The sequence below is a fragment of the Paracerasibacillus soli genome (genome assembly GCF_042432965.1).
In the GTDB taxonomy this organism is placed as follows: domain Bacteria; phylum Bacillota; class Bacilli; order Bacillales; family Amphibacillaceae; genus Paracerasibacillus; species Paracerasibacillus soli.
The window spans coordinates 1-24,306 of the sequence record NZ_JBHLWL010000015.1 but is presented as its reverse complement, the minus strand read 5'-3'; the positions used below and the strand labels follow the sequence as shown (position 1 = coordinate 24,306).

Below are 24,306 nucleotides of genomic sequence, written 5' to 3'. Positions count from 1 at the left end.
CTGTTTATCCTGCCGCTTAAGTGGCAGGATAAACAGATCCCGAATCATTAATATTTTAGCGACCTTAATTCAGCCACCAACACTATTTGACAAAGAGCCGTTAAATACCGATTTAACTTTCCTACTTTCCTAATATAAAACATGCCAGCCACCTTTATATAGGTAACTGGCATGTTTGTGATTATGCTGTTTCATACATCTTTGCAATTTTATCTTGTAAGCTTTGGTCTTGAACATATTCGTTATAACTAATTTCTTTATCAATCAATCCACCTGGTGTAATTTCAATGATACGATTCGCAATCGTTTGAATGAATTGGTGGTCATGTGACGTAAATAAAATCGATCCTTTAAATTTCATTAATCCGTTGTTTAACGAAGTAATGGACTCTAAGTCTAAGTGGTTTGTTGGCTCATCTAAAATGAGTACATTCGCATTTGAAAGCATCATTTTTGAAAGCATACAACGAACTTTTTCTCCACCGGAAAGAACGTTTGCTTTCTTTAAAGCTTCTTCCCCTGAAAATAACATTCTACCTAAAAATCCACGTAAAAATGTTTCTGTTTCGTCTTCAGGTGAATACTGTCGTAACCAATCTACTAACGTAAGTTCATTGTTTTCAAAAAATGCACTATTATCTTTTGGAAAATAAGATTGTGATGTCGTAATTCCCCAAGTAAAGGTGCCGGAATCGGGTTCCATTTCACCCATTAAAATTTTAAATAACGTTGTATTTGCAATATCATCTTTACCCACGAACGCAACTTTATCATCTGTATTTAATGTAAAGCTAACATTATCTAGCACTTTTTTTCCGTCAATTGTCTTCGTTAATCCTTCGACACGAAGTAAGTCATTTCCGATTTCACGTTCTGGTGAAAAGGCAATGTATGGATAGCGTCTCGAAGAAGGTTTAATATCATCAAGCGTAATATTTTCAAGCATTTTCTTACGGGAAGTTGCTTGTTTTGATTTTGATGCGTTCGCACTGAAACGAGCGATAAACTCTTGTAATTGCTTAACTTTTTCTTCTTTTTTCTTATTTTGTTCTTGTGCCATACGGCTTGCTAACTGACTTGATTCATACCAAAAATCATAGTTACCAATATAGATTTCAATTTTACCGAAATCAACATCGGCAATATGTGTACAAACCTTATTCAAAAAGTGTCTGTCGTGGGAAACTACGATGACTGTATTTTCAAAGTTAATGAGAAATTCCTCTAACCACTGAATCGCTTGAATATCAAGTCCGTTTGTCGGCTCGTCCAGTAACAGGATGTCTGGATTACCGAATAAAGCTTGAGCAAGTAAAACTTTCACTTTTTGGTCGCCTGTTAATGCGGACATGAGTTGGTCATGGAAACCTTCATCAATTCCAAGGCCTTTCAATAAAATTGCAGCATCAGATTCAGCTTCCCAACCATTCATTTCAGCGAATTCTCCTTCAAGTTCAGCGGCACGCATGCCATCCTCTTCAGAGAAATCAGCTTTCATATATATCGCATCTTTTTCTTGTTTCACTGCATATAATTTTTCATGGCCCATTAATACTGTTTCTAAAACTGGATATTCTTCAAATGCAAAATGGTCTTGCTTTAAAACAGCAAGTCGCAAATTCGGAGGCATAAACACATTTCCTGATTGCGGATCGATGTCACCAGATAATATTTTTAAAAATGTTGATTTTCCAGCTCCATTTGCCCCAATAACACCATAGCAGTTGCCTGGTGTAAATTTTAAATTTACATCTTCAAAAAGCTTCTTATCACCATATCGTAAACTAACATTGGAAACGGTTATCATACTTTAAAATCCTCCACTCAAAAATTAACTATATCAACGCTAGCTTACGGGATTTAGGCTCATTCGTCAACGTTTAAATATGGAAAATATGAAACCACCCTATATTTTTGCTGACAAACAACGTATAATAAGAATACAATATGAAAAGGTTTGATATTTTAGAAAAGTTGACATTTGATTGTGATATGGGAAATGTCTTGAATTACAGCATGTTTGCATATAAAGGTTTTGTTACGGGAAAGAGCCTTCGTTCAAAGAGGGGGAACGTTATGGGGAGTAGAACGATATATTTTTTGTTTACGGATACTGGGACGTACTTATCAAAAATTATAAACTATTATACAAAGCGAAAACTAAATCATGTTTCACTGGGGTTTGATTGTGATTTGGAACAAGTATATAGTTTTGGTCGAAAACAGCCAAAAAATCCTTTTAGCGGTGGCTTTGTTCAGGAGGATATTCACAGTGATTTTTTAAAAAACGCGACATGTGCTGTGTATCAATATCGTATTACAGAATCAGAATACCAATATATCCTCAACCTTATTGAAGAGATGAAGCGGAACCAACATAAATACCGCTACAACTTTTTAGGGTTAGTTGGGTTTATGTTTAGGATTCAAATTAGACGAAAACATGCCTATTTTTGCTCGCAGTTCGTTGGAAAAATTATGCATGATAGTCAGGTATTTAGCATTAATAAGCCATATTGCTTTATTACGCCGGATGATATTCGACAACAGCAAGGTTTGGAACTTATTTATGAAGGAAAACTAGCAGATTATCAGAATGCTATTGTAGCGGAAGGATTGCTAGAAGAAGAACAAATAGATGCCTTGGATCAAACAATCGTAATTTAATTTATTTAAAAGGATATGAAATTTTCCTTATCATACAAAGTTTCCTTATTTTTATATACGTAAGCATCATACAGGATATGGGCACTCCTATTACTAGAGTGCCCGTTTTTTATGAGCTTTATTTCCTGAAAGGACTTTATATAGACATTTAAAGAGATTACTAAATAAATGGTAAGGTAGCAGCAGTTGAAAAAGCAGATTCGTTCAACTAACAATGAGTAGGGAAGTGTGAAACCTCCCACAAGTGAAGTCTTCGTTTACTACAGTTAACTCGTTTTAAACGTTAAGTTATTAAATGCTTTTGTTTCACCAGAAATCAATTGAAATCCCCGTTGTTTCATTTCCGGAATAAGCATGGCTAATAATTCGGTTGTTTCACTTTGCTCATGTAGTAAAATGACTATTTCGGATTGCCTTTTTTTAAATAAATCGAGTTGTTTTATGATATGTTCATATGACTTTTTTGCATTTTTCCATTTCCAATCCATACTGTCAATATTCCAATCCAGTAGTTGCCAACCATATTGTTGTGCCTTTTCTTTATCATCTTGGTTTACGTACGTACTGCCGTATGGTGCACGGAGAAGGTTTGTTTGAAATCCAAGATCCTCTAGGAGAGAAAATGTGTCCAGATTTTCTTCAATAAATAGTTCTTCTTCATAAATTTTTTTTGTATCATGTGTGTAGGAGTGTGAACCAACAGTAAAGCAACCTGCTTTTATTTTATCTATTGTAGATGGTCGAAGTGCGTGTAATCGTTCACCGATAAAAAAGAATGTACCGCCGACGCCATATTTATTTAATGTATCTAATATCGGATCTGTGTGTAATGTAGGGCCGTCATCAAAAGTTAAATAAGCGATTGGCTTATTGTCCTGTAAAGGTATATGACATTCATTGTTTGGCTGTGTACTAGTATTTTTATGTTCACTTAAATCTTGGTTTTCCTTATGAGCGGCGAATGCACGTGGTTTTGCGAATTGCGTAAAACCTTCATTTGCTACAATTACAATCATAAAGGTGAAAAGGAGTATTGCCATAAAATATGTCCGTTCAAAATGTGTTCTCTTTTTCATAATCAATTCTTCCTTTTTGAAGTGAAAATTAATGTACCGTTTAGTATGGAATGAAACTGCAAAAAAATACATGTAGGACAAACAGAAGAGCCCCAACCATTTTGATTGGGACTGTGCTATCTTAGTTTGTATCGCAGGGTAAAATCCCCATTTCTAAAAATTCGCGGCGATTGAAGCCTGATGCGTTTAACTAACAATTGGGAAGTGCAAAAACTCCTATTCATTGCAGGTTCACGTGCTAAACTGAAAATGAATATATTTATAAAAAATTACTAATCTTTCATTTTGACAGTTTCGATACCTAATGTTTCATACGGAACTTTTAATTTCAAAGCAATATTATTTGCCTCAAGATCAATTGTGTCTACACTGACATGGAAATTACTTTTGACATCCATGTCTGTAACTGCTACATAAATTTCTTCGTTTTTTGGATCAATTACGACCCATTTTGGAACAGGTAAATATTTCTTCATATACTCCATGATTTTCTTATTAGGCAGTTCCAAAAAACCTATTGAAATAGATTTTTGCTTTAATATGACATCGCCATTATCTTGGACAAGTGGTTCAAAGTGTACAGTTAATGGTACTGTACTTGAGAAGACAGGCAGTTCCCCTAAAAGCAGTACGTCATCGCCTAAAATTATTTCATAATGATGCTTTGTGTTTTTTAACAGCTGTTCAATGTATGCATTGACTAAATCATTTAGGTTTTTCTTTGTTGTACGAATAATGAATTCTGAACTTTGGTCTGGATTTACTTCAGTTGTACTTGGCATTTTCACTTCTCGTACGGGCCAAAAAATAAGACTCAAAATAACAAGGAGCACTACCACATTGAAAAGGAGTAAGATGACAAAGGATCGCTTCCATTTTCGATTTTTTCTCTCGTTTATTCTTTTCATAGATTCCACCTTTCCTTTTCAGTTTATTGCTCCATAAAAATGGAAGTTGACTAGATTTAAATGCTTTCATTTTTATAAAGGGTATTGTAAGTTATCGTGTAATATATTCCAAGACACGTTCCGACATTAATTTGTATCCATCGTAGTTTGGATGGAAATGATCATCAGATAAAAGCTGATCCGTTTTATGATGAAAAATATCAGCAGTAGGGATGAAATATATATCTTCATACTGACCTGTTATAGCTTTGCTCGTTTTATTCCACTCATCTGCAATTAATGTTAGTTCTTTGATATCTTTAAAATAGCCTTCAAATGGGTTATAAAAACCGATCAAGTAAATTTTTGCTCGCGGATTATCTGCTCTCATCTTCTCGAATATTTGCTTTAGTCTATTTTCATACGCCTCTTTTTCCTTTGCGAAAGGTTCATATGTAATATTAGTAATATTTTCACGTAGTACTTTCATAATATCATTGGCCCCTATTGTAATAAGGATAATTTGGGCCTTTGAAATAGCGGACTGAATATCCGGAGTATCTAACCGATTTAATAGCTGATCTGTTCGATTCCCTCGTTTTCCAAAGTTATCTAGATGTGCCAGATCATATTCAGCATTAATCGTTTCATCTAATATACCGACATATCCTTCATTATTCGTTTCATCGCCGACTCCTTCTGTTAAAGAATCTCCAATTGCAACGATATTTACTTTTTGATCAGAAAAAAATGTGACAGCCTTTTCTACTGCATTCGTAAGAAACCCTTTCGTAACACTTTCTGATTGTTCTTTTGTATCTGGCTTGTTTTCTTCTTTGGTGTCTTTAGCCGATTCTTCCTCCGGGTTTTTTACCTTTTCTTTAAAATGGGTTAACTTTTCCTCCGAAGAGGGCTTGCTTAGTTGATAATAAACACCAATTCCAATTGCGCTCAACAAGACGATAATTGAAATTATAATAATACTTTTTCTTTTCATCATTACCACACCAATGCTGTTATATTCCTATTCTTCCGTAAAAGTATAGATAATCAACTGTATTATTTTAAAGTATGTTCGGACAAGACCTTGTTATGAGTTTTCCCAAGTCTTTTAAAAAAACTACCCATATATTATGTACTATATTAATATACTTACCCATTCCCCGTAAATTTAAATATCTTAATTACAGGTAATAAGCGTAAAAAGATAAAATAAAGAAAGGAATAATTAAGAAAACGCTTTCATTTACTGTGGAACTCGAATAACATAAGTGTAAGGGGTTGATAAAGCAAAGGAGGAGAAGAGAGTGACGAGAAAATATAAGTACATGGAAACTGCGGTTATTCATGAAGGGTATCGTGCGAGTGAGATGCTAGGTAGTTTAACTACACCAATCTTTCAGACATCTACTTTTACGTTTGAAACGGCTGAACAGGGGGAACGTAGATTTGCAGGAGAAGAAAATGGATTGATTTATTCCCGACTTGGAAACCCGACTGTCAGTGCATTAGAGGAAAGAATTGCAGCGTTAGAGGGTGGCGAAAAAGGTTTAGCATTTAGTTCCGGAATGGCGGCAATTTCAGCAGTATTAATTGCACTTACAAAAGCAAACGATCATATTTTGTGTTCGAAAGGTCTATATGGGTGTACGTATGGACTGCTTATGATGCTAAAAGATAAATATAATATTACGAGTGATTTTTCCAGTATGCAAACAAAAGAGGAGATTCGCTCACTCATTAGAGCTGAGACAGCTTGTATATATGTAGAAACACCAATTAATCCAACTATGGAGCTTGTTGATTTGCAAATGATAGCAGACGTTGCCAAGGAATATGGTATACCGGTAATCGTTGATAATACATTTTCATCTCCGTATTTACAACGACCTTTAGAATTGGGATGCGATGTCGTTGTCCATAGTGCTACAAAATATATTGGTGGGCATGGTGATGTCATTGCAGGATTAGTTGTTGGTAAAGCAGAATTTTTAAATGATGTTGCGATGACTACACAGAAGGATATAGGTGGAGTCTTATCTCCATTTGATGCTTGGCTTTTATTACGGGGAATAAAAACATTACCCATTCGGATGGATCGTCATTGTGATAATGCAGAGCAAATTGTCGAGAAGTTAAAAATGCATCCCCATGTAAAATATGTTTACTATCCTGGGGAGGGGAGTCACCCGTCCAATGCAATATGCCAAAAACAAATGGAACGTGCAGGTGGGATGATTGCGTTTGAAGTATACGGTACAAAAAAAGATGTACAACAATTACTAAATGACCTAACTTTTATAAAAATCGCGGTTAGTTTGGGTGATGCGGAAACATTAATTGAACATCCTGCTACGATGACACATGCTGTTATTCCAGAAGCGTCCCGAATTGAAATGGGCATAACAGATCAGCTCATTCGTCTTTCTGTTGGATTGGAGGCCTGGGAAGATATTTGGAATGACTTGGAACAAGCTTTAAACAAAGTGGGACAAATAGACGATGTCATCGCCACTAAGTGATGTTTAATAGGTAGACTTAAGAAAGAGAGAAGTACAATCCGCCATTAACAACGTTTTGATATTGTGCCATCATCAAGCTGTGGGTATATTTAAGATATCCATGGCTTTTTTTCACACATACATTCGGATTTTTTCTATGCATGTATATGTGAAACTAGGTTACGCTACAAAAGAAATCGTAACTGCTACCGTACTGAAGCCTTTGCCTATATGTTCATGACGGTCTTATTTCTCGCACATATATATAGCAAAGTAAATATTATGATGAAGAAGGTCGTTGGTGCCAAGGCTCTAAAGTGCCCACAACAACCTTGGGATGATCTAGCTTCATTGCTTTTAAAACCCCATTGGAAATTTCGTCATTTGTAAGCCAGCGTGATCCTTTTTCATCCATTACGAATCCAAGGTAAACTTGCTGATATGTACAGTCTTTTGGAATATTAATTTGTTCTTTTACAAAAAACGAACTACTACCTTGGATGTGAATTAATTGCCATTTATTAGTGTAGCGACAGATGGTATCAATAATAAGTGGAAGAGCTTGTGGTGCTGAAGAATGAATCCAACTGATGACTAACTGTGGCGGACCGTTTAAATCAAACGTTTGTTTAAGCTTTTTCTCCAGTTTTTCTTCATCGTGATAATCTACAAGCAAGTTATGAAAATGCGCTGGTGCTTTACTTTTCGCAACCATTTGTTCAAAATGGTTTTTATGCCGATTAATGACAGTTACCATATAATTGTTATCTGCTAACCAAAGGCAAGTTTTTTGAAGCATCCCTGTTCCGCCAATTACGAGTGCATGCTGTAGGTTTTCCAATATTTACACCTCAATCATCAATTCATTATTGTTTGGTCATGAATAGTATATACTGAAAGACAGGTAAAATTAACGAATATAGTTAATTTATGCTATATTTGTCTATAGGAAGATAAGTTAAAGGGGGATAATTTGAATGGAGTTCATGCCCTATTTGATAGGCTTTGTTTTTATTTTTAATATTGGTTTGGGCATGTCTATCATCTTTTTAGAAAGAAAAGATGCTACTTCTACTTGGGCATGGTTGATGGTATTACTTTTTGTCCCAATTGCCGGCTTCTTTTTATATTTAATTTTTGGTAAGCCAATTAGTAATCGTCATATTTTTACATGGGACACGAAAAGTAGATTAGGGGTTAAAAAGGCAGTAAATGAGCAATTACAAGCAATTGAAGAGGATCGCTTTTATTATAAGCATGAAGAACTTGCTACGTATCATGATTTGTATTATTTACATTTACGGCATAATGATGCTATTTTTACCCAAGATAATAAAGTAGATATATTCACGGATGGTAACGATAAGTTTCATGCTTTAATTAACGACTTACAGCAGGCGAAAGACCATATTCATTTACTTTATTATATTATTCGACATGATGAATTAGGTCAGCGAATTGCGAATGTGTTAATGCAAAAGGCACAAGAGGGTGTAGAAGTCCGTGTTCTATATGATGATATGGGATCCCGTATGCTGCGCCCTAAATTTCTTCGAGACCTTCGTAAAGCTGGAGTTAAAGTGGAAGCTTTTTTCCCTCCGAAAATACCGAAAATTAATTTTAAAATTAATTACCGGAACCATCGTAAGTTAGTTATTATCGATGGTCAAGTCGGGTATATCGGTGGTTTCAATATTGGTGATGAGTACTTGGGGAAAAGTAAAAAGTTTGGGTATTGGCGTGATACTCATTTGCGTGTAGAAGGTGACGCGGTACGTAATATGCAAACGCGTTTTATTTTAGACTGGAACCAAGCATCGCGGAATCATATCGTGTATGAAAAGCGATACTATGACGCAAAACCTTCTGGTGATATTGGAATTCAAATTGTTTCCAGTGGACCTGATTCAGATTGGGAACAAATTAAAAATGGTTATATTAAAATGATTTTATCGGCGAAGGAATATATTTATATCCAGACCCCGTACTATATACCAGATGAAAGCTTACGTGATGCATTACGGATTGCCGCCCTATCTGGTGTAGATGTTAAAATTATGATTCCAAATAAGCCAGACCATCCGTTTGTATACTGGGCAACGTTGTCGTATGTGGGGGATTTGCTTAGCACGGGTGCAGAAGCGTATATTTATCAAAAAGGTTTCATGCATGCAAAAACGATCGTAGTGGATGGAAAAATTGCCTCAGTCGGTACGGCAAATATTGATGTAAGAAGTTTCCGTCTTAATTTTGAAGTGAATGCATTTTTGTATGATATTGGCATTGCCCAACAGCTTGTAAGAGCTTTTGAAAATGACATTAGCCACTCTACACAAATGACTCAAAAGTTATATGATAAACGTTCTTTAGGGATTCGTTTTAAAGAATCTATATCAAGACTTTTATCGCCAGTCTTATAATGTCTAGCAGTTTTCGTTGTGAAATAAATGCTGCAATGACCAATCAGGAGGAATATTTATGGTACATAAGACTTGTAGTAACTCATTAGCTGTCAAAACTTCACATGTTCTTCCGCCAGATACGAATGCGCATGGTACGTTATTTGGGGGAAAGTTAATGGCGCATATTGATGATGTTGCCGCGATAGCTGCTGTTCGACATGCTAGAAAGCCGGTTGTAACTGCATCAACAGATTCGGTGGACTTTTTGGAACCGGTCAAAGAAGGGAATTCAATTTGTGTTGAGGCATTTGTAACGTGGACCCATAAAACATCGATGGAAGTATTTGTTAAAGCTGTAACAGAGGACTTACTGACGGGTGAACGAAAGGTAAGTGCCACGGCATTCCTTACTTTTGTCGCTGTTGACGATAACGGCCGTCCGGTTCCTGTACCACCAATTGAGCCTGAAACAGAATATGAAAAACAGTTGCATGAAGGGGCAAAACAGCGAGCGGACCATCGCAGACAACGTCGAGGTCAATCAAGACAGTTTGCACAGTTATTTGGAACGGACTATCCATGGAATCGTACAGAAAAGTAAAACTTACAAAGAGGCTGGGTAAAAATCAAAGTGTCAGACCCCTCAACTACTACATTTACTAGTTATTGTAGTTGAACGAGGGGGGTCAGACCCCTGATGTCCCGGTCCCTTTTTCTTTTGTAGAGATGTGATATCATGTAAATAAGCATGTAGTAGAAGAGGTGTTAAAATTGTGGAAGGGGAAGTGGGTTGTACATACAAGACTCATTGCAAAAATAATTGGTGGAATTGTTCTTGCTATCGTAGTATTGATTATTATTGCCATTACAATATTGTTAATTCAAGACTTCTTTTATGATAATGAAAAGGATCAATATGATGAAAATGGTAATTTAATCGGGATGGAACAAGCGTATTTTTAAAAATCTCTTGTAATCATTAATGTAAACGTTTACAATGATATATAATGTTTATAAATGTAAAGGGAGATGCCGATGTTTTGTGCAATACGTCATTCTCGTATAATTAAATATCTCAATATTCAGGAGGTTTGGTCTTAGGGTCCAAGTCTCCTTTTATTTTCTCTACTTTACTATATTAAAGTAATAATGTGGAGGTGTAAAAATGGTTTTACTAACAAATCAGCCATTAAGTATGCAGGAATTAAAACGTATCGTGTTTGCGGATGAGAAAGTCGACTTAGCGCCCGAAGTCATAGCGAAACTTGCCGAAAATCGTGATCAGGTGGAAAAGATGCTTTTAGACAATAAAACGATGTATGGAATTAACACTGGCTTTGGAAAATTTAGTGATGTCATCATTCAAGAGGAAGATGTAGAAGCATTACAAACAAATCTCATTTATTCGCATGCATGTGGTGTAGGAGAACCATTTTCAGAAATAATGAGCCGTACGATGCTCGTGCTACGACTAAACGCACTTTGTAAAGGTGTATCTGGGGTCAGACCCCAACTTGTTGAACAAATGGTTGCGTTTATCAATGCGGGTATCCATCCTGTTATTCCGCAGCAAGGGTCTCTCGGGGCGAGTGGTGACTTGGCGCCATTATCTCATCTTGCGCTTACGCTAATTGGCGAAGGTGAAGTTTTTTATATTGGAAAACGAATGGAAACAAAAGATGCATTAAAAACAGCAAATATTGCCCCTATCCAACTCCGCGCGAAAGAGGGATTAGCTTTAATAAATGGCACCCAAGCGATGACTGCTGTTGGTATTGTGGCGTATGTCGAGATGGAAAGATTATTACATCAAAGTGAGCGCATTGCTGCCATGACGATGGAAGGGTTGCAAGCTATTATAGATGCCTTCGACGAGCAACTCCATCTCGCACGAGGTCATCAAGAGCAAGTGGATGTAGCGAGGCGTATAAGAAATATCGTACATGATAGTCACCTTTTAACAAGACAAGGGGAATTACGTGTACAGGATGCATATACATTAAGGTGTATCCCACAAGTTCTTGGGGCTTCGTGGCAAACATTACATTACGCGAAGGAAAAACTAGAAATCGAATTGAATGCCGTTACAGATAACCCGTTAATTTTTTCTAATCAAAAAGTAGTTTCAGGTGGAAACTTCCATGGTCAACCAATTGCATTTGCGATGGACTTTTTAAAGTTAGGTATAGCTGAAACTGCTAATATTTCAGAAAGACGTATTGAGCGGCTTGTCAATCCACAATTAAATGATTTACCTCCATTTCTCAGTCCGAATCCGGGTCTGGAATCAGGTGCCATGATATTGCAGTATACGGCTGCTTCTTTAGTTTCAGAAAATAAAACACTTGCACATCCGGCTAGTGTCGATTCCATTCCGTCTTCGGCAAACCAGGAAGACCATGTGAGCATGGGAACAATTGCGGCAAGACATGCATACCAGATGTTACAAAATACAAGACATGTTATTGCCATTGAATTAATTTGTGCGATGCAAGCAGTGGAATATCGTGGTATTGAAAAAATGGCAACAGAGACTCGAAAGTTATATGAAGAAGCGAGAGAAATTGTACCAAGTATTAAACGAGACCGTATTTTTTCAAAAGACATACAAAAACTCGTCTATTGGTTAAAACATGAGGCGACAGAAGAAGTCGTTCTATAAGTGGATCACGCTTATATTGTAAAACGGTAATACGACGGGGCAACTTGTCCATTGTTTTGTTGCAAATTAGCAGAAAAATTGTTGCTGCTAGCTAATAAACTACAGTCTTTATAAATAAAATTGAAATAAGGAGTGGGGAATGATGGAACGAGTCGTAGTGAAAGCAAAAAAGGGGTTAGAACTATCGTGCAAGGGCTGGGAGCAAGAAGCAGCCTTACGCATGTTATATAACAATCTTGATACAGAAGTAGCAGAAAACCCAGAAGAGCTCATTGTATACGGTGGTATTGGCCGTGCTGCAAGAAATTGGCCGGCATTTCATCAAATTGTTGCGACATTAAAAGAGTTGGGAAATGATGAAACGATGTTGGTACAGTCGGGAAAACCAGTTGGTGTGTTTAAAACCCATGCCCATGCACCGCGTGTACTACTTGCGAACTCTGTGTTAGTACCAAAATGGGCACATTGGGATCATTTTCACGAGCTCGACAAGGCCGGACTCATGATGTATGGACAAATGACAGCGGGTAGTTGGATTTATATTGGAACACAAGGGATTTTACAAGGTACATACGAAACGTTTGCGGCAATCGCTCGGAAACATTATGGTGGATCATTAAAAGGGACAATTACCTTAACTGCTGGATTAGGTGGAATGGGTGGTGCCCAACCATTAGCTGTCACAATGAATGAAGGTGTAGTGATTGTTGTGGAAGTGGATAAAAGTAGAATTGAAAAGCGCTTAGAAACAAAGTATTGTGATGTGATGGCAGATAACTTAGATAAAGCGGTGGAACTAGCAAATGAGGCAAAATTGGCTCAAAAGCCTTTGTCAATTGGTTTACTAGGAAATGCTGCTGACATGCATGAACAAATACTGCAAAGAGATGATGTAACCATTGATATGGTAACAGACCAAACGTCAGCTCACGATCCGCTCCATGGTTATATTCCAAGTGGCTATACGATTGAGGAAGCGGCACAGTTAAGAGAAGACAATCCCGATTTGTATGTACAGTTGGCAAAGCAAAGTATGAAGCAACATGTCCAGGCAATGTTAGCTTTTCAAGAACGTGGCTCCATTGTGTTTGATTATGGAAATAATATTCGGCAAGTCGCATATGATGAAGGCTTAATAGAGGCATTCAACTTTCCAGGATTTGTTCCGGCGTACATTCGTCCATTGTTTTGTGAAGGGAAAGGTCCATTTCGTTGGGCTGCATTGTCTGGGGATCCAGCAGATATTTATCGAACAGACGAATTAATTAAAGAACTGTTTCCTGATAATAAGCCACTCATGCGATGGATTGATATGGCACAGAAAAAAGTATCTTTCCAAGGGTTACCAGCGAGAATTTGTTGGTTAGGTTATGGCGAAAGAAAGAAGATGGGTCTTGCCATAAACGAACTTGTCAAAAAAGGGGAATTAAAAGCGCCCATTGTGATTGGCCGGGATCATTTGGACTGTGGCTCTGTGGCATCCCCGAATCGTGAAACAGAAGCAATGAAAGACGGCAGTGATGCGGTAGCGGATTGGGCAATATTAAATGCTCTCATTAATACTGCAGCAGGTGGTTCGTGGATATCTTTTCATCATGGTGGCGGTGTTGGCATGGGGTATTCCCTTCATGCAGGAATGGTCGCCGTCGCGGATGGGACAGATCTAGCAAAGGAGCGTTTAGAGCGTGTATTAACGACAGACCCTGGAATGGGGATTATTCGCCACGCTGATGCAGGTTATGAAACTGCTATTGCATTTGCAGAGGAGCATGATATCACGATTCCGATGAGAAAGTAAGCAATAAGGCGATGTTCAAATCCTCTGTATATCCTCCTTTGCTGCAAATACACATAAGGAGAGAGGCATAAGTAAATAGAAAGGGAGAGAGCAATGCACGTCGATTTACTTATTACAAATATTGGAGAACTTTTACCGATGGCACAACAAGGGCCTGTTAAAGGGAAACAGATGAATGAGCTGACTGTTTTACATGACATGGCAATTGGAGTGAAAGACGGAAAAATAATATGGATAGGACCGAGACAAGAGGGAAAAGGCTTTACAGCGGAAAAAACGGTGGATGCAGAAAATAAACTAGTTACACCTGGGTTAGTTGATCCACATACACATCTTGTTTTTGGTGGTTCAAGGGAACGGGAAATGTCATTAAAGCAACAGGGAGTACCGTATTTAGAGATACTCAAACAAGGTGGCGGGATTTTATCCACTGTTGCATCTACGAAACAAGCATCTGATGAGGAACTATTAAAAAAGGCATTATTCCATTTAGATCGTATGGCTTCGTATGGCATCACAACAATTGAAGGGAAAAGCGGGTATGGGCTAGACCGTGAAACAGAGTTAAAACAACTCGAGGTTGTAAGAGCAGCGAACGAGAAACATCCGATTGATATTGTATCTACTTTTTTAGGTGCGCATGCAATCCCACCAGCTTATAAAGAAAATAGTGATTTATTTCTAGACAAAATGGCTGCAATGTTTGCGGAAATAAAAGAAAAAGACCTTGCAGAGTTCGTTGATATTTTTACGGAAACAGGGGTATTTACTGTTGCGCAATCTCGGAAGTTTTTACAAACGGCAAAAGAACATGGATTTGCTGTGAAAATCCATGCAGATGAAATTGACCCACTTGGTGGAACGGAACTTGCAGCAGACATTGGGGCGGTGAGTGCAGATCATCTAGCGGTGACATCTGATGAAGGGATTGAGAAGTTAGCAAACTCTGAAACGATTGGTGTGATATTACCAGGTACAACGTTTTATTTAGGAAGTAACGAATATGCACGAGCACGTGAAATGATTGATGCGGGAGCAGCGATTGCAATTGCTACTGATTTTAATCCGGGAAGTTGTGTGACGGAAAACTTACAACTCATCATGTCGATTGCGGCTTTGCGATTAAAGATGTCCCCGGCAGAAATTTGGCATGCAGTAACAGTTAATGCTGCTCACGCTATTCATCGTGGTGATGTGGCAGGAACGATCGCAGTGGGGAGAAATGCAGATATTGTCATATGGGATGCACCAAATCATTTATATATTCCTTATCATTACGGAGTGAACCATACGAATACAGTGATCAAGAATGGTAATGTTTTGTATGAAAGGCAGGGAATCTTCAGATGACAGAGATTCGCCATTTACGTCCAGCAGGTAAAGCAATTTTTAAAGATCGGTATACAATGCGAGCAAAGGAATTGCTTACACCATGGTCAAAGGGTAATAAAGGAATGTATGGATTGGTAGGTTTACCTTTATCAAAGCCGTCAATTAGTCATTCAGGTGCATCGTTTGCCCCAGGTACTATTCGGGAAGCTTTGCAAAGTTATTCAATTTATTCTGGAGAAATGGATACAGAATTAACGGAGGAAATACTAGATTTTGGCGATTTATATATGGATCCGACAGATGTAATTGGGAATCATACACGATTATTTGAAGGAATGACAGACATTGTAAAGACAAAAGCCGTAGAGAACTGGTTTATGTTAGGTGGCGACCATTCAATTAGTTATGCCAGTATTAGGGCGTTCAAGGAAGCGGGATATACAGTAGGGGTTATACAGTTTGACGCTCATCATGATTTGCGGAATACCGAAGATGGTGGCCCAACGAATGGTACCCCATTTCGCCGTTTACTCGAGGAAGGAATTTTACAGGGCAAACATCTCGTACAAATTGGCATCCGAGATTTTACAAATGCAAAAGCTTACCGGGACTATGCACTTTCACAAGGTATTACGATTTATAATATGGATGCGGTGTATCAATTATCGACACATACATGGATGGGTGAGTCTATGCAAAAACTAGCGGATAAGGTAGATTTTATTTATCTTTCTGTTGATGTCGATGTATTAGACCAAGCGTTTGCGCCTGGCTGTCCTGCAATTGGGCCAGGAGGCATGGATAGCAGAACGCTTTTAGAAAGCATTTATATTGCAAGCCAACATGAAAAAGTAAAGGCAATGGATATCGTAGAAATTGATCCAACGATTGATTTTCGTAATATGACAAGTCGTGTCGCAGCATATCTGTTATTGCAATTTATGAAGGGAAAGGCAAAAAAGGCTAAGTAAAGTAACGGTTCAATCTCGAATGTCTTTTGTAAGTGAGAAGTGCTTGCAAAATGGGCTGTACTCTAATTGTTGCTGATAGCAATTGGATAAAGCCCAAAAATGAGCAGCACTTCTTATTTTTTTGACATTCACTTTTCGGTGTGGTGTTTACATATAAATGAAATATTGAGATGAAATAGACATAATGTAAATGGGCCCATTGTGATTATGGATGGAACGATTATTTTTTGGTGATTAGATTCCAAATCATTGTAGCAAATGCGAAGTTGTGAAATAATAGCAAAAGATGAGAAAATAACATTGATGGAGGTAACAGGAATGAATCAGGAAATCATGAAGAAATATGCAGAATTAGCACTAGTAAAAGGTGTGAATTTACAAAAGGGACAGGCATTGATGATTAATGCACCAATCGAAGGTGCTGATTTTACAAAAGTTGTCGTTCGTAAAGCGTGGGAAATGGGTGCAAAAGATGTACATATTAATTGGGTTGATGATGAATTAACATTATTACAGTTCGAACATGCACCAGATGAGGAACTTGATCATTATCCTGAATGGAAAGTATTGTTACAGAACTCACTTGCTAAAGATGGTGGAGCGGTATTAAATATTCGTTCGACTAATCCAGATTTACTAAAAGATATTGACCCAACACGTGTTGCAAGAGCAAATAAAGCAGCTGCGCTAGCATTAAAGGAATTCCGCCAATATACAATGAATGATAGAATTACATGGTCTATTATTTCAATTCCAACAGGCGATTGGGCACAGAAGATTTTCCCAGATAAATCTCGTGAAGATGCAATCCAAAGCTTATGGGAAGCAATTGTTAAAATTGTTCGTGTGGACAAAGAAGATCCAATTGCAGCATGGGACGATCATAATGCAACATTAGCAACTGCACATGATATCCTAAATAAAAAGCAATATAAAAAATTACATTTCAAGGCGCCAGGAACAGATTTAGTCATGGAACTTCCAAAAGGACATATTTGGAAAGGCGGCTCTGCTGTTTCAGAAAAGGGAATTACATTTAATCCGAATATCCCGACAGAAGAAGTATTTACAATGCCACATAAATACCATGTAGATGGTACGGTTTCCAGTACAAAACCATTAAATTATGGTGGTAGTTTAATCGATAACTTTAGCTTAACATTGAAAGACGGAAAAGTTGTTGACTTTAAAGCGGAGCAAGGTGAAGATACTTTAAAACATTTATTAGCAACAGATGAAGGGGCAACGCGCTTTGGTGAAGTGGCACTCGTTCCACATGAATCACCAGTTTCCCAATCTGGTCTCATTTTCTACAATACATTATTTGATGAAAATGCATCATGTCATATCGCTTTAGGTAAAGCTTATCCTACGAATTTAGAAGGTGGATCAAGCATGACAGATGAAGAGCTAGACAAACATGGCGTAAATGATAGCTTGACACATGTTGATTTTATGATTGGATCAGCAGAACTTGATATTGATGGTATTTTAGAAGATGGTACAACAGAGCCAGTTTTCCGTAACGGAACATGGGCATTAGATATCACAGGCAAAAACGCATAATATGAAAGGCTGGGGCTAGGGGTGGACCAAGGGCGTTGAAAAGAGCCTTTTTTCGGATATATTTCTAGATTTAAGCACAAATTCTTTGTGACTTGCTATTTTCGCTTGCACATTTCGAAAAAGTAAAATTAAATCAGAATTAGACCTTTATTTAAGAGGATAGTATTGCTGCTATCCTCTTTAGATTAATTACAAATGCAGTAAGTTTTACTTGTAATTCCATGCTGTTAGGCCGTAGCCCTGGCACAATCCAACTCATTAAAATTCCTGGATTAGTCATTTTTCAATAAAAACAACCTCAATTAGGTAGAGCTTCTTGATTTTCTTCTACTAATTGAGGGTTTCACTTTATTTTAAATTTGTGTTATTTGATGTTTCTGGATTGTATTGATTATAGCCATATAAATCAATGAATTGAGAAATAATATCTTTTTCACTATCTGCAATTAACAAATTAAAACCAGTGATATTTTCTTTAATCTTAGCTACTTCAGCTTCTACCAGCTCTATTTTTTTAGTAAAAGTAACCTGATACTTTGAATAATTATTCGATGGCTTTTCAGCAATAATTACATCACTATGTGATTCGTTAAGGATATTTACAATGCTTTCAGGGTATTCAAGAATAAAATGAATTTCTTGATTACCTTTTGTTAATATTTCATATATTTCCGGGTTTATTTCATAGCCCATTTTAAAAAGAAGTTCATTCTTATCCTCTAAATAATTCATTTCAAAAAGTGTAATACTAAAGTTGGGTGGCACCAACTTATTCTCTAGTGACTGTACTTGTTTCTTCGATTCGTTATTAGCGTGATTTACTGCTCTTTCACTAATTGTGCTTGATGGCGGAGCTTGTTTATTATTAGTTTGATTGTCAGATTGACAGGCAGTTAAAATGAATAAGAAAAAAATCATTACCCAGATATACTTTAGCATAATCTTCTCCTTTTAAACATACGAAACAACCTCAGGACACGCTTGGGGTGTAACGTTCTTATTTTGACTTGATGTTGCATAAGATGATTGTGGAGAAAAGCCAATAGAGAAAAGAAAAGATAACACGATAATTAATGTTGATCTAAAAAGCCGCATAAAATCATAAAATTCCTCATTTTATTATATGTAAATATAATACTATTCGGGAGCATAATGGTCAAACTATTTTAATTGAAATAATTATTCTGTCTACAGTGCGGTAGCATTTATCGCGGTTTAGCTGGCTGCAAGGGGAGGAAGGGAACCTCCACTGAATGAAGTTCTACTTTATTGTAAATATACATGTTATTTCTTCAACCTAATTTAGATAAATCTGCCTCAGTATAAATGATTCAGTGTCAAGACGAGGAAGTTATTGGGATAACGCATGACAGGGGTTATTTTTTAGGTACTTTAGAAATGTGAAGCATTAATGAGTTGAAATCGGAAATTAAGAGTTATATGACTTACTGTAATAACTATAGATATCAATGTTATTTAAAGAAGATAATCCCTTTTCAATACTAGAGCCAACATCTCGAACTGTGCCACTTCTTCCTGTAATGTAATACAACTAGGGACGGACCTTATGTTTCAATTTATATGAAACGTGAGATCCGTCCCTAGCTTAATTCATATGGCCGTTTTTTACCAAGACAGCTTTGATCTTCGTATAATCATAGTCCTCTGGTAATTGGTCCTTTAATGGTTTTAATCGTTTCTCCTCTATTTCTTCGTATGCTGCTAAAACAGTTTGTTCTTCGTCCACGTTAAAGAAAATATCCCATTCAATCGGAAATCCGTCCTGAAAGGCCTTGAAAATATGTCCCTCAATTGTTTGTTTAGACATCTCGCGGATAACTGCAATATCCCGAATGGACTTTCCGTTTTGGAACATTTGATAACTAATGATGTGACTAGGGCGATCATCTGTTTTCGTTTGCTTTTTCACTACAGGTGCAGTCGTTTGGGAAATTTGAATGGCAGGTTTGACCGTTTCATTTTCCTGTCGCCATGTTTGAATAACTTGTAGGAAAGGTTCACCATATTGTTCATATTTTCTTTCGCCAATTCCTCTAATTTGCAACATGTCTTCTTTTGTAATAGGCAAATAGCGGCAAAGTTCTTTTAAAGTTGCGTCAGAGTATAATACATACGGTGGCACACCTTGTTCATCAGCTATTTGTTTTCGTAAAGTACGTAATGTTTCAAATAAATCACGATGATAATCAGATGCTTCGTCTCCACTTGCTGGAATAGGGGCGGTGTACATGGTCACTTTTAGTTCCCCTTTTAATACGTCAACAGATTGGCTATTGAGTTTTAATGTCGGATATCGACCACCATCTGTATCTAGTAATCTTTCTGCAATGAGAAAGTTAATCCGTTCAGTAAGTTCCTTTTCCGTATAAGCAGACATAATGCCATACGTCGATAAGGTCTTAAATTGAAACTGCCGTATTTTCTGGTCATTTGAACCGCGTAATACTTTTGCGGTCATACTAACACCAAAGCGTTCTCCCATGCGTTTCACACAAGATAAAATCATTTGTGCTTCCTCTGTAATATCGACCTTTTCTAGCTTTTCAGTACAGTTGCTACATTTGCCACAGGGTGCGCTTAATGGATCATGGAAGTAATCTAAGATAAATTGCGCTAAACAACCTTGTGTGTGGCAATAATTTATCATCGCTTGTAATTTTACATACTCATCTTGTTTTGTTTCTTCATTTGATTGCTCGATGAGAAACTTTTGTAGTTGTATATCTTGTGGGGAAAAGAGCAAAATACAATCACTTGGCTCTCCGTCCCTGCCTGCTCTTCCAGCTTCTTGATAGTAAGACTCAATATTCATCGGCATGGCATAGTGGATCACATATCGTACGTTTGATTTATCAATTCCCATCCCAAATGCATTTGTTGCAATCATGACATTGACCTGATCAAAGAGAAATGCTGATTGTGCTTCTTTTCGCTCTTCCTCCGATAAACCTGCATGATATTTTGCTACAGAAAAGCCACTTCTTTTTAACTGCTCATATAGTGCATCCGCTTGCTTCCTCGTTGCAGTATATATAATTCCGGATTCATTCGAATGCTCGGTTAAAAATGAACGAATATAAGCGGTTCGATCTCTCCCTTTTACAAGATGAAATGCTAGATTTTCACGTGCAAAACCAGTGTTAATGACATGATTTTCATCAATCGTTAGCAGAGAGCGAATATCTGTTATGACTTCTGCGGTGGCGGTTGCGGTTAAGGCAACAAAGACGGGAATATTATTTAATTGCTTCAAGTTAGGTACGATAGACCGATAGCTTGGTCGAAAATCATGCCCCCACTGTGAAATACAATGTGCTTCATCAAAGGCTACGAGTGCAATCTTTATCCGTTTAATCGTGTTCACAAATGCGGTAGAATCAAAGCGCTCAGGTGCAACGTAAACAAAATGATAACGCCCATTGGCAATATCTCGTAATCTCGTTTGTTGTTCATTTGGTGTCAAAGAACTATTTAAATATGTAGCCGGAATGCCAAGTGCTAAAAGTGAATCAACTTGATCCTTCATTAATGAAATGAGAGGAGAAATAATGATGGCTGTACCATCTAATAAGAGCCCAGGTATTTGATAACAGATAGATTTTCCTCCACCTGTTGGCATAACAGCTAATGTATTGGTCATACTTGTAACACGTTGAATAACATCTAATTGCCCAGGACGAAACTGTTCATATCCAAAATATGTTTTTAATATTTGTTCTGGAGTAGTATGCATAGCATGGAACCTCCTTGTAAAAAAATAAATACCTCTTTGTAATCAGGTAGTTTAAAAAATGAGAGGAAATGATAACACCCCGAATGATAGAAGTGTTAGTCATACTGCAACTCACTTATGACAAACAAGCATGAAACACTTCATCTATCGTATCATATATTTCAAGCGTGTATAACTGTATCATAACTTTTTAAAAATGGATTAAAAATATATTCAACTTTTATAAATTGTGGTAAAATTTTTGAAGGAATTTTTAAAGTTACATACGTGTGCACGGTATGAAAATAATACATCATGTGGTTTTGAATACTAGTTGTTGAGGGATGTGAACATGTGAAAAGTGCAGCCATATTTGCTGTTTTTATCGGTTTGCTATTGGGTATATATTTACTGATACGTCATGATTTTGAAGGTCATTATAAACTGACAAAAAAAGGATACACGAAATTATTGATTGCAATGGCTGTCATTACGATTGTTATTATGGTGACAGTTTACATGATTGAGTCCATGCAGTTTTAATGCACGGGACGTTGCTATCATTACCTTTTTAAAAAATGTTTTTTATAAATGCTTGTTTACGGTTTACATCTATTGTTTTCCCATTTACAATGTCCATATGTCTAAATACACATGGTGAAAATGTGTGTAATATTTCTGTTAGGGGGATGAGATGGAAACTTCATTATTACTTGAAATTATGCTTATCGGTCTACTTGGGATTGGATCACAGTGGCTAGCGTGGCGGTATCGAATGCCGGCGATTGTTATCATGTCTGTCGCAGGATTACTTATTGGGCCTGTACTAGGTGTTATCAATCCACAAGAAGACTTTGGTAGTTTATATAATCCGATTATTTCTGTTGCGGTTGCTATTATTTTATTTGAAGGTAGCTTAAATTTAAACTTTAAAGAATTGCGTGGCTTAGGGCGACCAATTTTTCGAATTTCAACCATTGGCGCGTTTATTGCTTGGATCTTAGGTTCGTTAACAGCTCATTACATTGCTGGTTTATCATGGGCGGTAGCGTTTGTTATCGGTGGCTTATTTATTGTAACAGGACCGACCGTTATCATTCCGCTATTACGACAATCCAAACTAAAACCACGCCCAGCTAAAATTTTGAAATGGGAAGGTATTATTGTTGATCCAATTGGTGCATTATTAGCAGTTTTTGCTTTTGAAATTATTGCATATATTACTGCAGAAAATCCAGATGGAACTAGATTAATGATCTTCTTTGCAGCCTCCATTTTTTCAGCTGTATTTGGTTGGCTATGTGGTCGTGGAATGGGCTGGATGTTTGAAACGGGGCATATTCCTGAGTATTTAAAATCTCCAGCTGTATTTATAGTAGTCATACTATGTTTCACCATTCCAGATGAAATTGTTCATAGTACAGGGCTTTTATCTGTGACAGCAATGGGATTGACGTTGGCAAATATGGGCATTCGCTCTGTGGCGGATATGCGTCACTTTAAAGAGAATGTGTCGATATTGCTCATTTCAGCCATTTTCATTATGTTGACAGCGTCATTACAAGTTGAAACGTTATTACACATCTTTCGTCCAAACATTATTGGTTACGTGTTATTGATGATGTTTATCGTTCGTCCGTTATCGATATTTCTATCAAATATTAAAACGAACTTAACATTTAATGAGAAATTATTAGTTGGCTGGATTGCCCCACGTGGAATTGTTGCCTTAACGGTATCGAGTTATTTCGCCAGTATTTTATTGGAGGCAGGTTATCAGGATGCCGCTATTTTAACGACACTTACGTTTGGATTAGTCTTTTTCACCGTTATTGCGCACGGTTTTTCAATTGGGCCTTTAGCTAAAAAATTAAACTTGTCAATGGAAGGTAGACCGGGAACATTAATTATTGGTAGTAACGCATTTACAGTGGAATTAGCAAAGTCTTTCCTAAAAGCAGACGTTCCAGTAATTATTGTCGATTCTTCTTGGGAAAATTTACGTATTGCAAGAGAGGCTGGCGTACCATTTTACCATGGGGAAATGTTGTCTGAGCAGACGGAATACAATTTAGATACAATTCCATATGATTATTTAATTGCAGCATCAGATGACCCAGCATACAATTCTCTTATATGTACAACGTTTATTCCGGAATATGGGCGGACAAATGTATTTAAAATTAGTCCTTATGACAAGATGTACATTAAAACGACGAGTGAAATTGTGTCAAAAGTTGGTGGACTTGTCTTATTTAGAGAAAATATTACGATGGATAGTTTAAATGATATGCTTAGAAATGGTTATGTGTTTAGAAAGACGACCATTACGGAACAATTTCCATTTAAGCAATATGTAGAAGAAAAAGATAATGCTACAGTATTTCTATACGTCATTAAACCAAATGGTAAAATCAAGTTCTTTACAGAGGAAACAACGACAATCGGGGAGGCTGGCGATACAGTTATTAGTATGACCCCACCAAATAAAGAACAAGCAAAAATACAAGAAAAGTTACAAAACCAACAAAATGATAAAGACAAGTAATCATAAAAGAATGGACATAAGGGTTTGACACCTTCCTATCACGGAGGGGTCAGACCCTTTTTATTGGCTCTTTGTCAAATAGTGTTGGTGGCTGAATTAAGGTCGCTAAAATATTAATGATTCGGGATCTGTTTATCCTGCCACTTAAGCGGCAGGATAAACA

General features: G+C 37.0%; 19 protein-coding genes. 12 read left to right on the top strand and 7 right to left on the bottom strand.

Annotation, left to right across the window (positions count from 1 at the left end):
- Positions 1–181 precede the first annotated feature (181 nt).
- Positions 182–1,807, bottom strand: a complete 1,626-nt coding sequence (locus ACFFIS_RS04380; protein WP_320380346.1) for an ABC-F family ATP-binding cassette domain-containing protein — start codon at positions 1,805–1,807, stop codon at positions 182–184.
- Between the two features lie 269 nt (positions 1,808–2,076).
- Between ACFFIS_RS04380 and ACFFIS_RS04375 the strand changes: the two genes are divergently transcribed.
- Positions 2,077–2,667, top strand: coding sequence for a hypothetical protein (locus ACFFIS_RS04375; RefSeq protein WP_320380347.1), 591 nt, complete (start codon positions 2,077–2,079; stop codon positions 2,665–2,667).
- Between the two features lie 266 nt (positions 2,668–2,933).
- On the opposite strand, the gene ACFFIS_RS04370 is transcribed toward ACFFIS_RS04375, so the two are convergent.
- The 3 genes from ACFFIS_RS04370 to ACFFIS_RS04360 form a co-directional block, all read right to left on the bottom strand.
- Positions 2,934–3,743, bottom strand: a complete 810-nt coding sequence (locus tag ACFFIS_RS04370) for a polysaccharide deacetylase family protein (protein ID WP_320380348.1) — start codon at positions 3,741–3,743, stop codon at positions 2,934–2,936.
- Between the two features lie 272 nt (positions 3,744–4,015).
- Positions 4,016–4,651, bottom strand: a complete 636-nt coding sequence (locus tag ACFFIS_RS04365) for a YpmS family protein (protein WP_390186309.1) — start codon at positions 4,649–4,651, stop codon at positions 4,016–4,018.
- 91 nt (positions 4,652–4,742) lie between these two features.
- A complete protein-coding gene (locus ACFFIS_RS04360) occupies positions 4,743–5,627 on the bottom strand; it encodes an SGNH/GDSL hydrolase family protein (protein ID WP_390186307.1) in 885 nt (294 codons plus the stop codon).
- Positions 5,628–5,958: 331 nt separating this feature from the next.
- Here ACFFIS_RS04360 and megL point away from each other — a divergent pair, with 331 nt between their 5' ends.
- On the top strand, positions 5,959–7,152 hold the full coding sequence (gene megL / locus ACFFIS_RS04355; RefSeq protein WP_390186311.1) for a methionine gamma-lyase: 1,194 nt from the start codon (positions 5,959–5,961) through the stop codon (positions 7,150–7,152).
- Between the two features lie 259 nt (positions 7,153–7,411).
- On the opposite strand, the gene ACFFIS_RS04350 is transcribed toward megL, so the two are convergent.
- Positions 7,412–7,972, bottom strand: coding sequence for a Rossmann-fold NAD(P)-binding domain-containing protein (locus tag ACFFIS_RS04350; RefSeq protein ID WP_320380350.1), 561 nt, complete (start codon positions 7,970–7,972; stop codon positions 7,412–7,414).
- Between the two features lie 136 nt (positions 7,973–8,108).
- Between ACFFIS_RS04350 and cls the strand changes: the two genes are divergently transcribed.
- The 8 genes from cls to ACFFIS_RS04310 all read left to right on the top strand — a co-directional run bounded on the left by cls (position 8,109) and on the right by ACFFIS_RS04310 (position 17,862).
- Positions 8,109–9,551 carry a cardiolipin synthase gene (cls, locus tag ACFFIS_RS04345; RefSeq protein WP_390186305.1) on the top strand — a complete coding sequence of 481 codons (1,443 nt, stop codon included), beginning with the start codon at positions 8,109–8,111 and terminating at the stop codon, positions 9,549–9,551.
- Positions 9,552–9,609: 58 nt separating this feature from the next.
- A complete protein-coding gene (locus ACFFIS_RS04340; protein ID WP_320380351.1) occupies positions 9,610–10,134 on the top strand; it encodes an acyl-CoA thioesterase in 525 nt (174 codons plus the stop codon).
- A 170-nt stretch (positions 10,135–10,304) separates the two neighbouring features.
- Positions 10,305–10,496 carry a hypothetical protein gene (locus ACFFIS_RS04335; RefSeq protein ID WP_320380352.1) on the top strand — a complete coding sequence of 64 codons (192 nt, stop codon included), beginning with the start codon at positions 10,305–10,307 and terminating at the stop codon, positions 10,494–10,496.
- Between the two features lie 202 nt (positions 10,497–10,698).
- On the top strand, positions 10,699–12,195 hold the full coding sequence (gene hutH, locus ACFFIS_RS04330) for a histidine ammonia-lyase (protein WP_390186303.1): 1,497 nt from the start codon (positions 10,699–10,701) through the stop codon (positions 12,193–12,195).
- 139 nt (positions 12,196–12,334) lie between these two features.
- The gene (hutU, locus tag ACFFIS_RS04325; RefSeq protein WP_390186301.1) at positions 12,335–13,993 is read left to right on the top strand and encodes a urocanate hydratase; all 1,659 of its coding nucleotides are present in this window, start codon (positions 12,335–12,337) and stop codon (positions 13,991–13,993) included.
- Between the two features lie 93 nt (positions 13,994–14,086).
- Entirely contained in the window at positions 14,087–15,343 is a 1,257-nt protein-coding gene (gene hutI / locus ACFFIS_RS04320) for an imidazolonepropionase (protein ID WP_390186298.1), read from the top strand.
- The gene (gene hutG, locus ACFFIS_RS04315) at positions 15,340–16,296 is read left to right on the top strand and encodes a formimidoylglutamase (RefSeq protein ID WP_320380353.1); all 957 of its coding nucleotides are present in this window, start codon (positions 15,340–15,342) and stop codon (positions 16,294–16,296) included. The genes hutI and hutG overlap by 4 nt, the downstream gene beginning before the upstream one ends.
- A 318-nt stretch (positions 16,297–16,614) precedes the next feature.
- A complete protein-coding gene (locus tag ACFFIS_RS04310) occupies positions 16,615–17,862 on the top strand; it encodes an aminopeptidase (RefSeq protein ID WP_390186296.1) in 1,248 nt (415 codons plus the stop codon).
- A 348-nt stretch (positions 17,863–18,210) separates the two neighbouring features.
- Here ACFFIS_RS04310 and ACFFIS_RS04305 read toward each other — a convergent pair whose 3' ends face one another.
- Complete coding sequence (locus ACFFIS_RS04305) at positions 18,211–18,801, bottom strand: hypothetical protein (RefSeq protein WP_320380355.1); 591 nt, start codon at positions 18,799–18,801, stop codon at positions 18,211–18,213.
- 667 nt (positions 18,802–19,468) lie between these two features.
- Complete coding sequence (gene recQ, locus ACFFIS_RS04295; RefSeq protein ID WP_390186292.1) at positions 19,469–21,616, bottom strand: DNA helicase RecQ; 2,148 nt, start codon at positions 21,614–21,616, stop codon at positions 19,469–19,471.
- A 333-nt stretch (positions 21,617–21,949) separates the two neighbouring features.
- Here recQ and ACFFIS_RS04290 point away from each other — a divergent pair, with 333 nt between their 5' ends.
- Both ACFFIS_RS04290 and ACFFIS_RS04285 read left to right on the top strand, forming a co-directional pair.
- Positions 21,950–22,138 (top strand): hypothetical protein, encoded by a 189-nt coding sequence (locus tag ACFFIS_RS04290; RefSeq protein WP_320380356.1) that lies wholly within the window; start codon positions 21,950–21,952, stop codon positions 22,136–22,138.
- Between the two features lie 151 nt (positions 22,139–22,289).
- Complete coding sequence (locus ACFFIS_RS04285; RefSeq protein ID WP_390186291.1) at positions 22,290–24,143, top strand: cation:proton antiporter; 1,854 nt, start codon at positions 22,290–22,292, stop codon at positions 24,141–24,143.
- Positions 24,144–24,306: the final 163 nt, after the last annotated feature.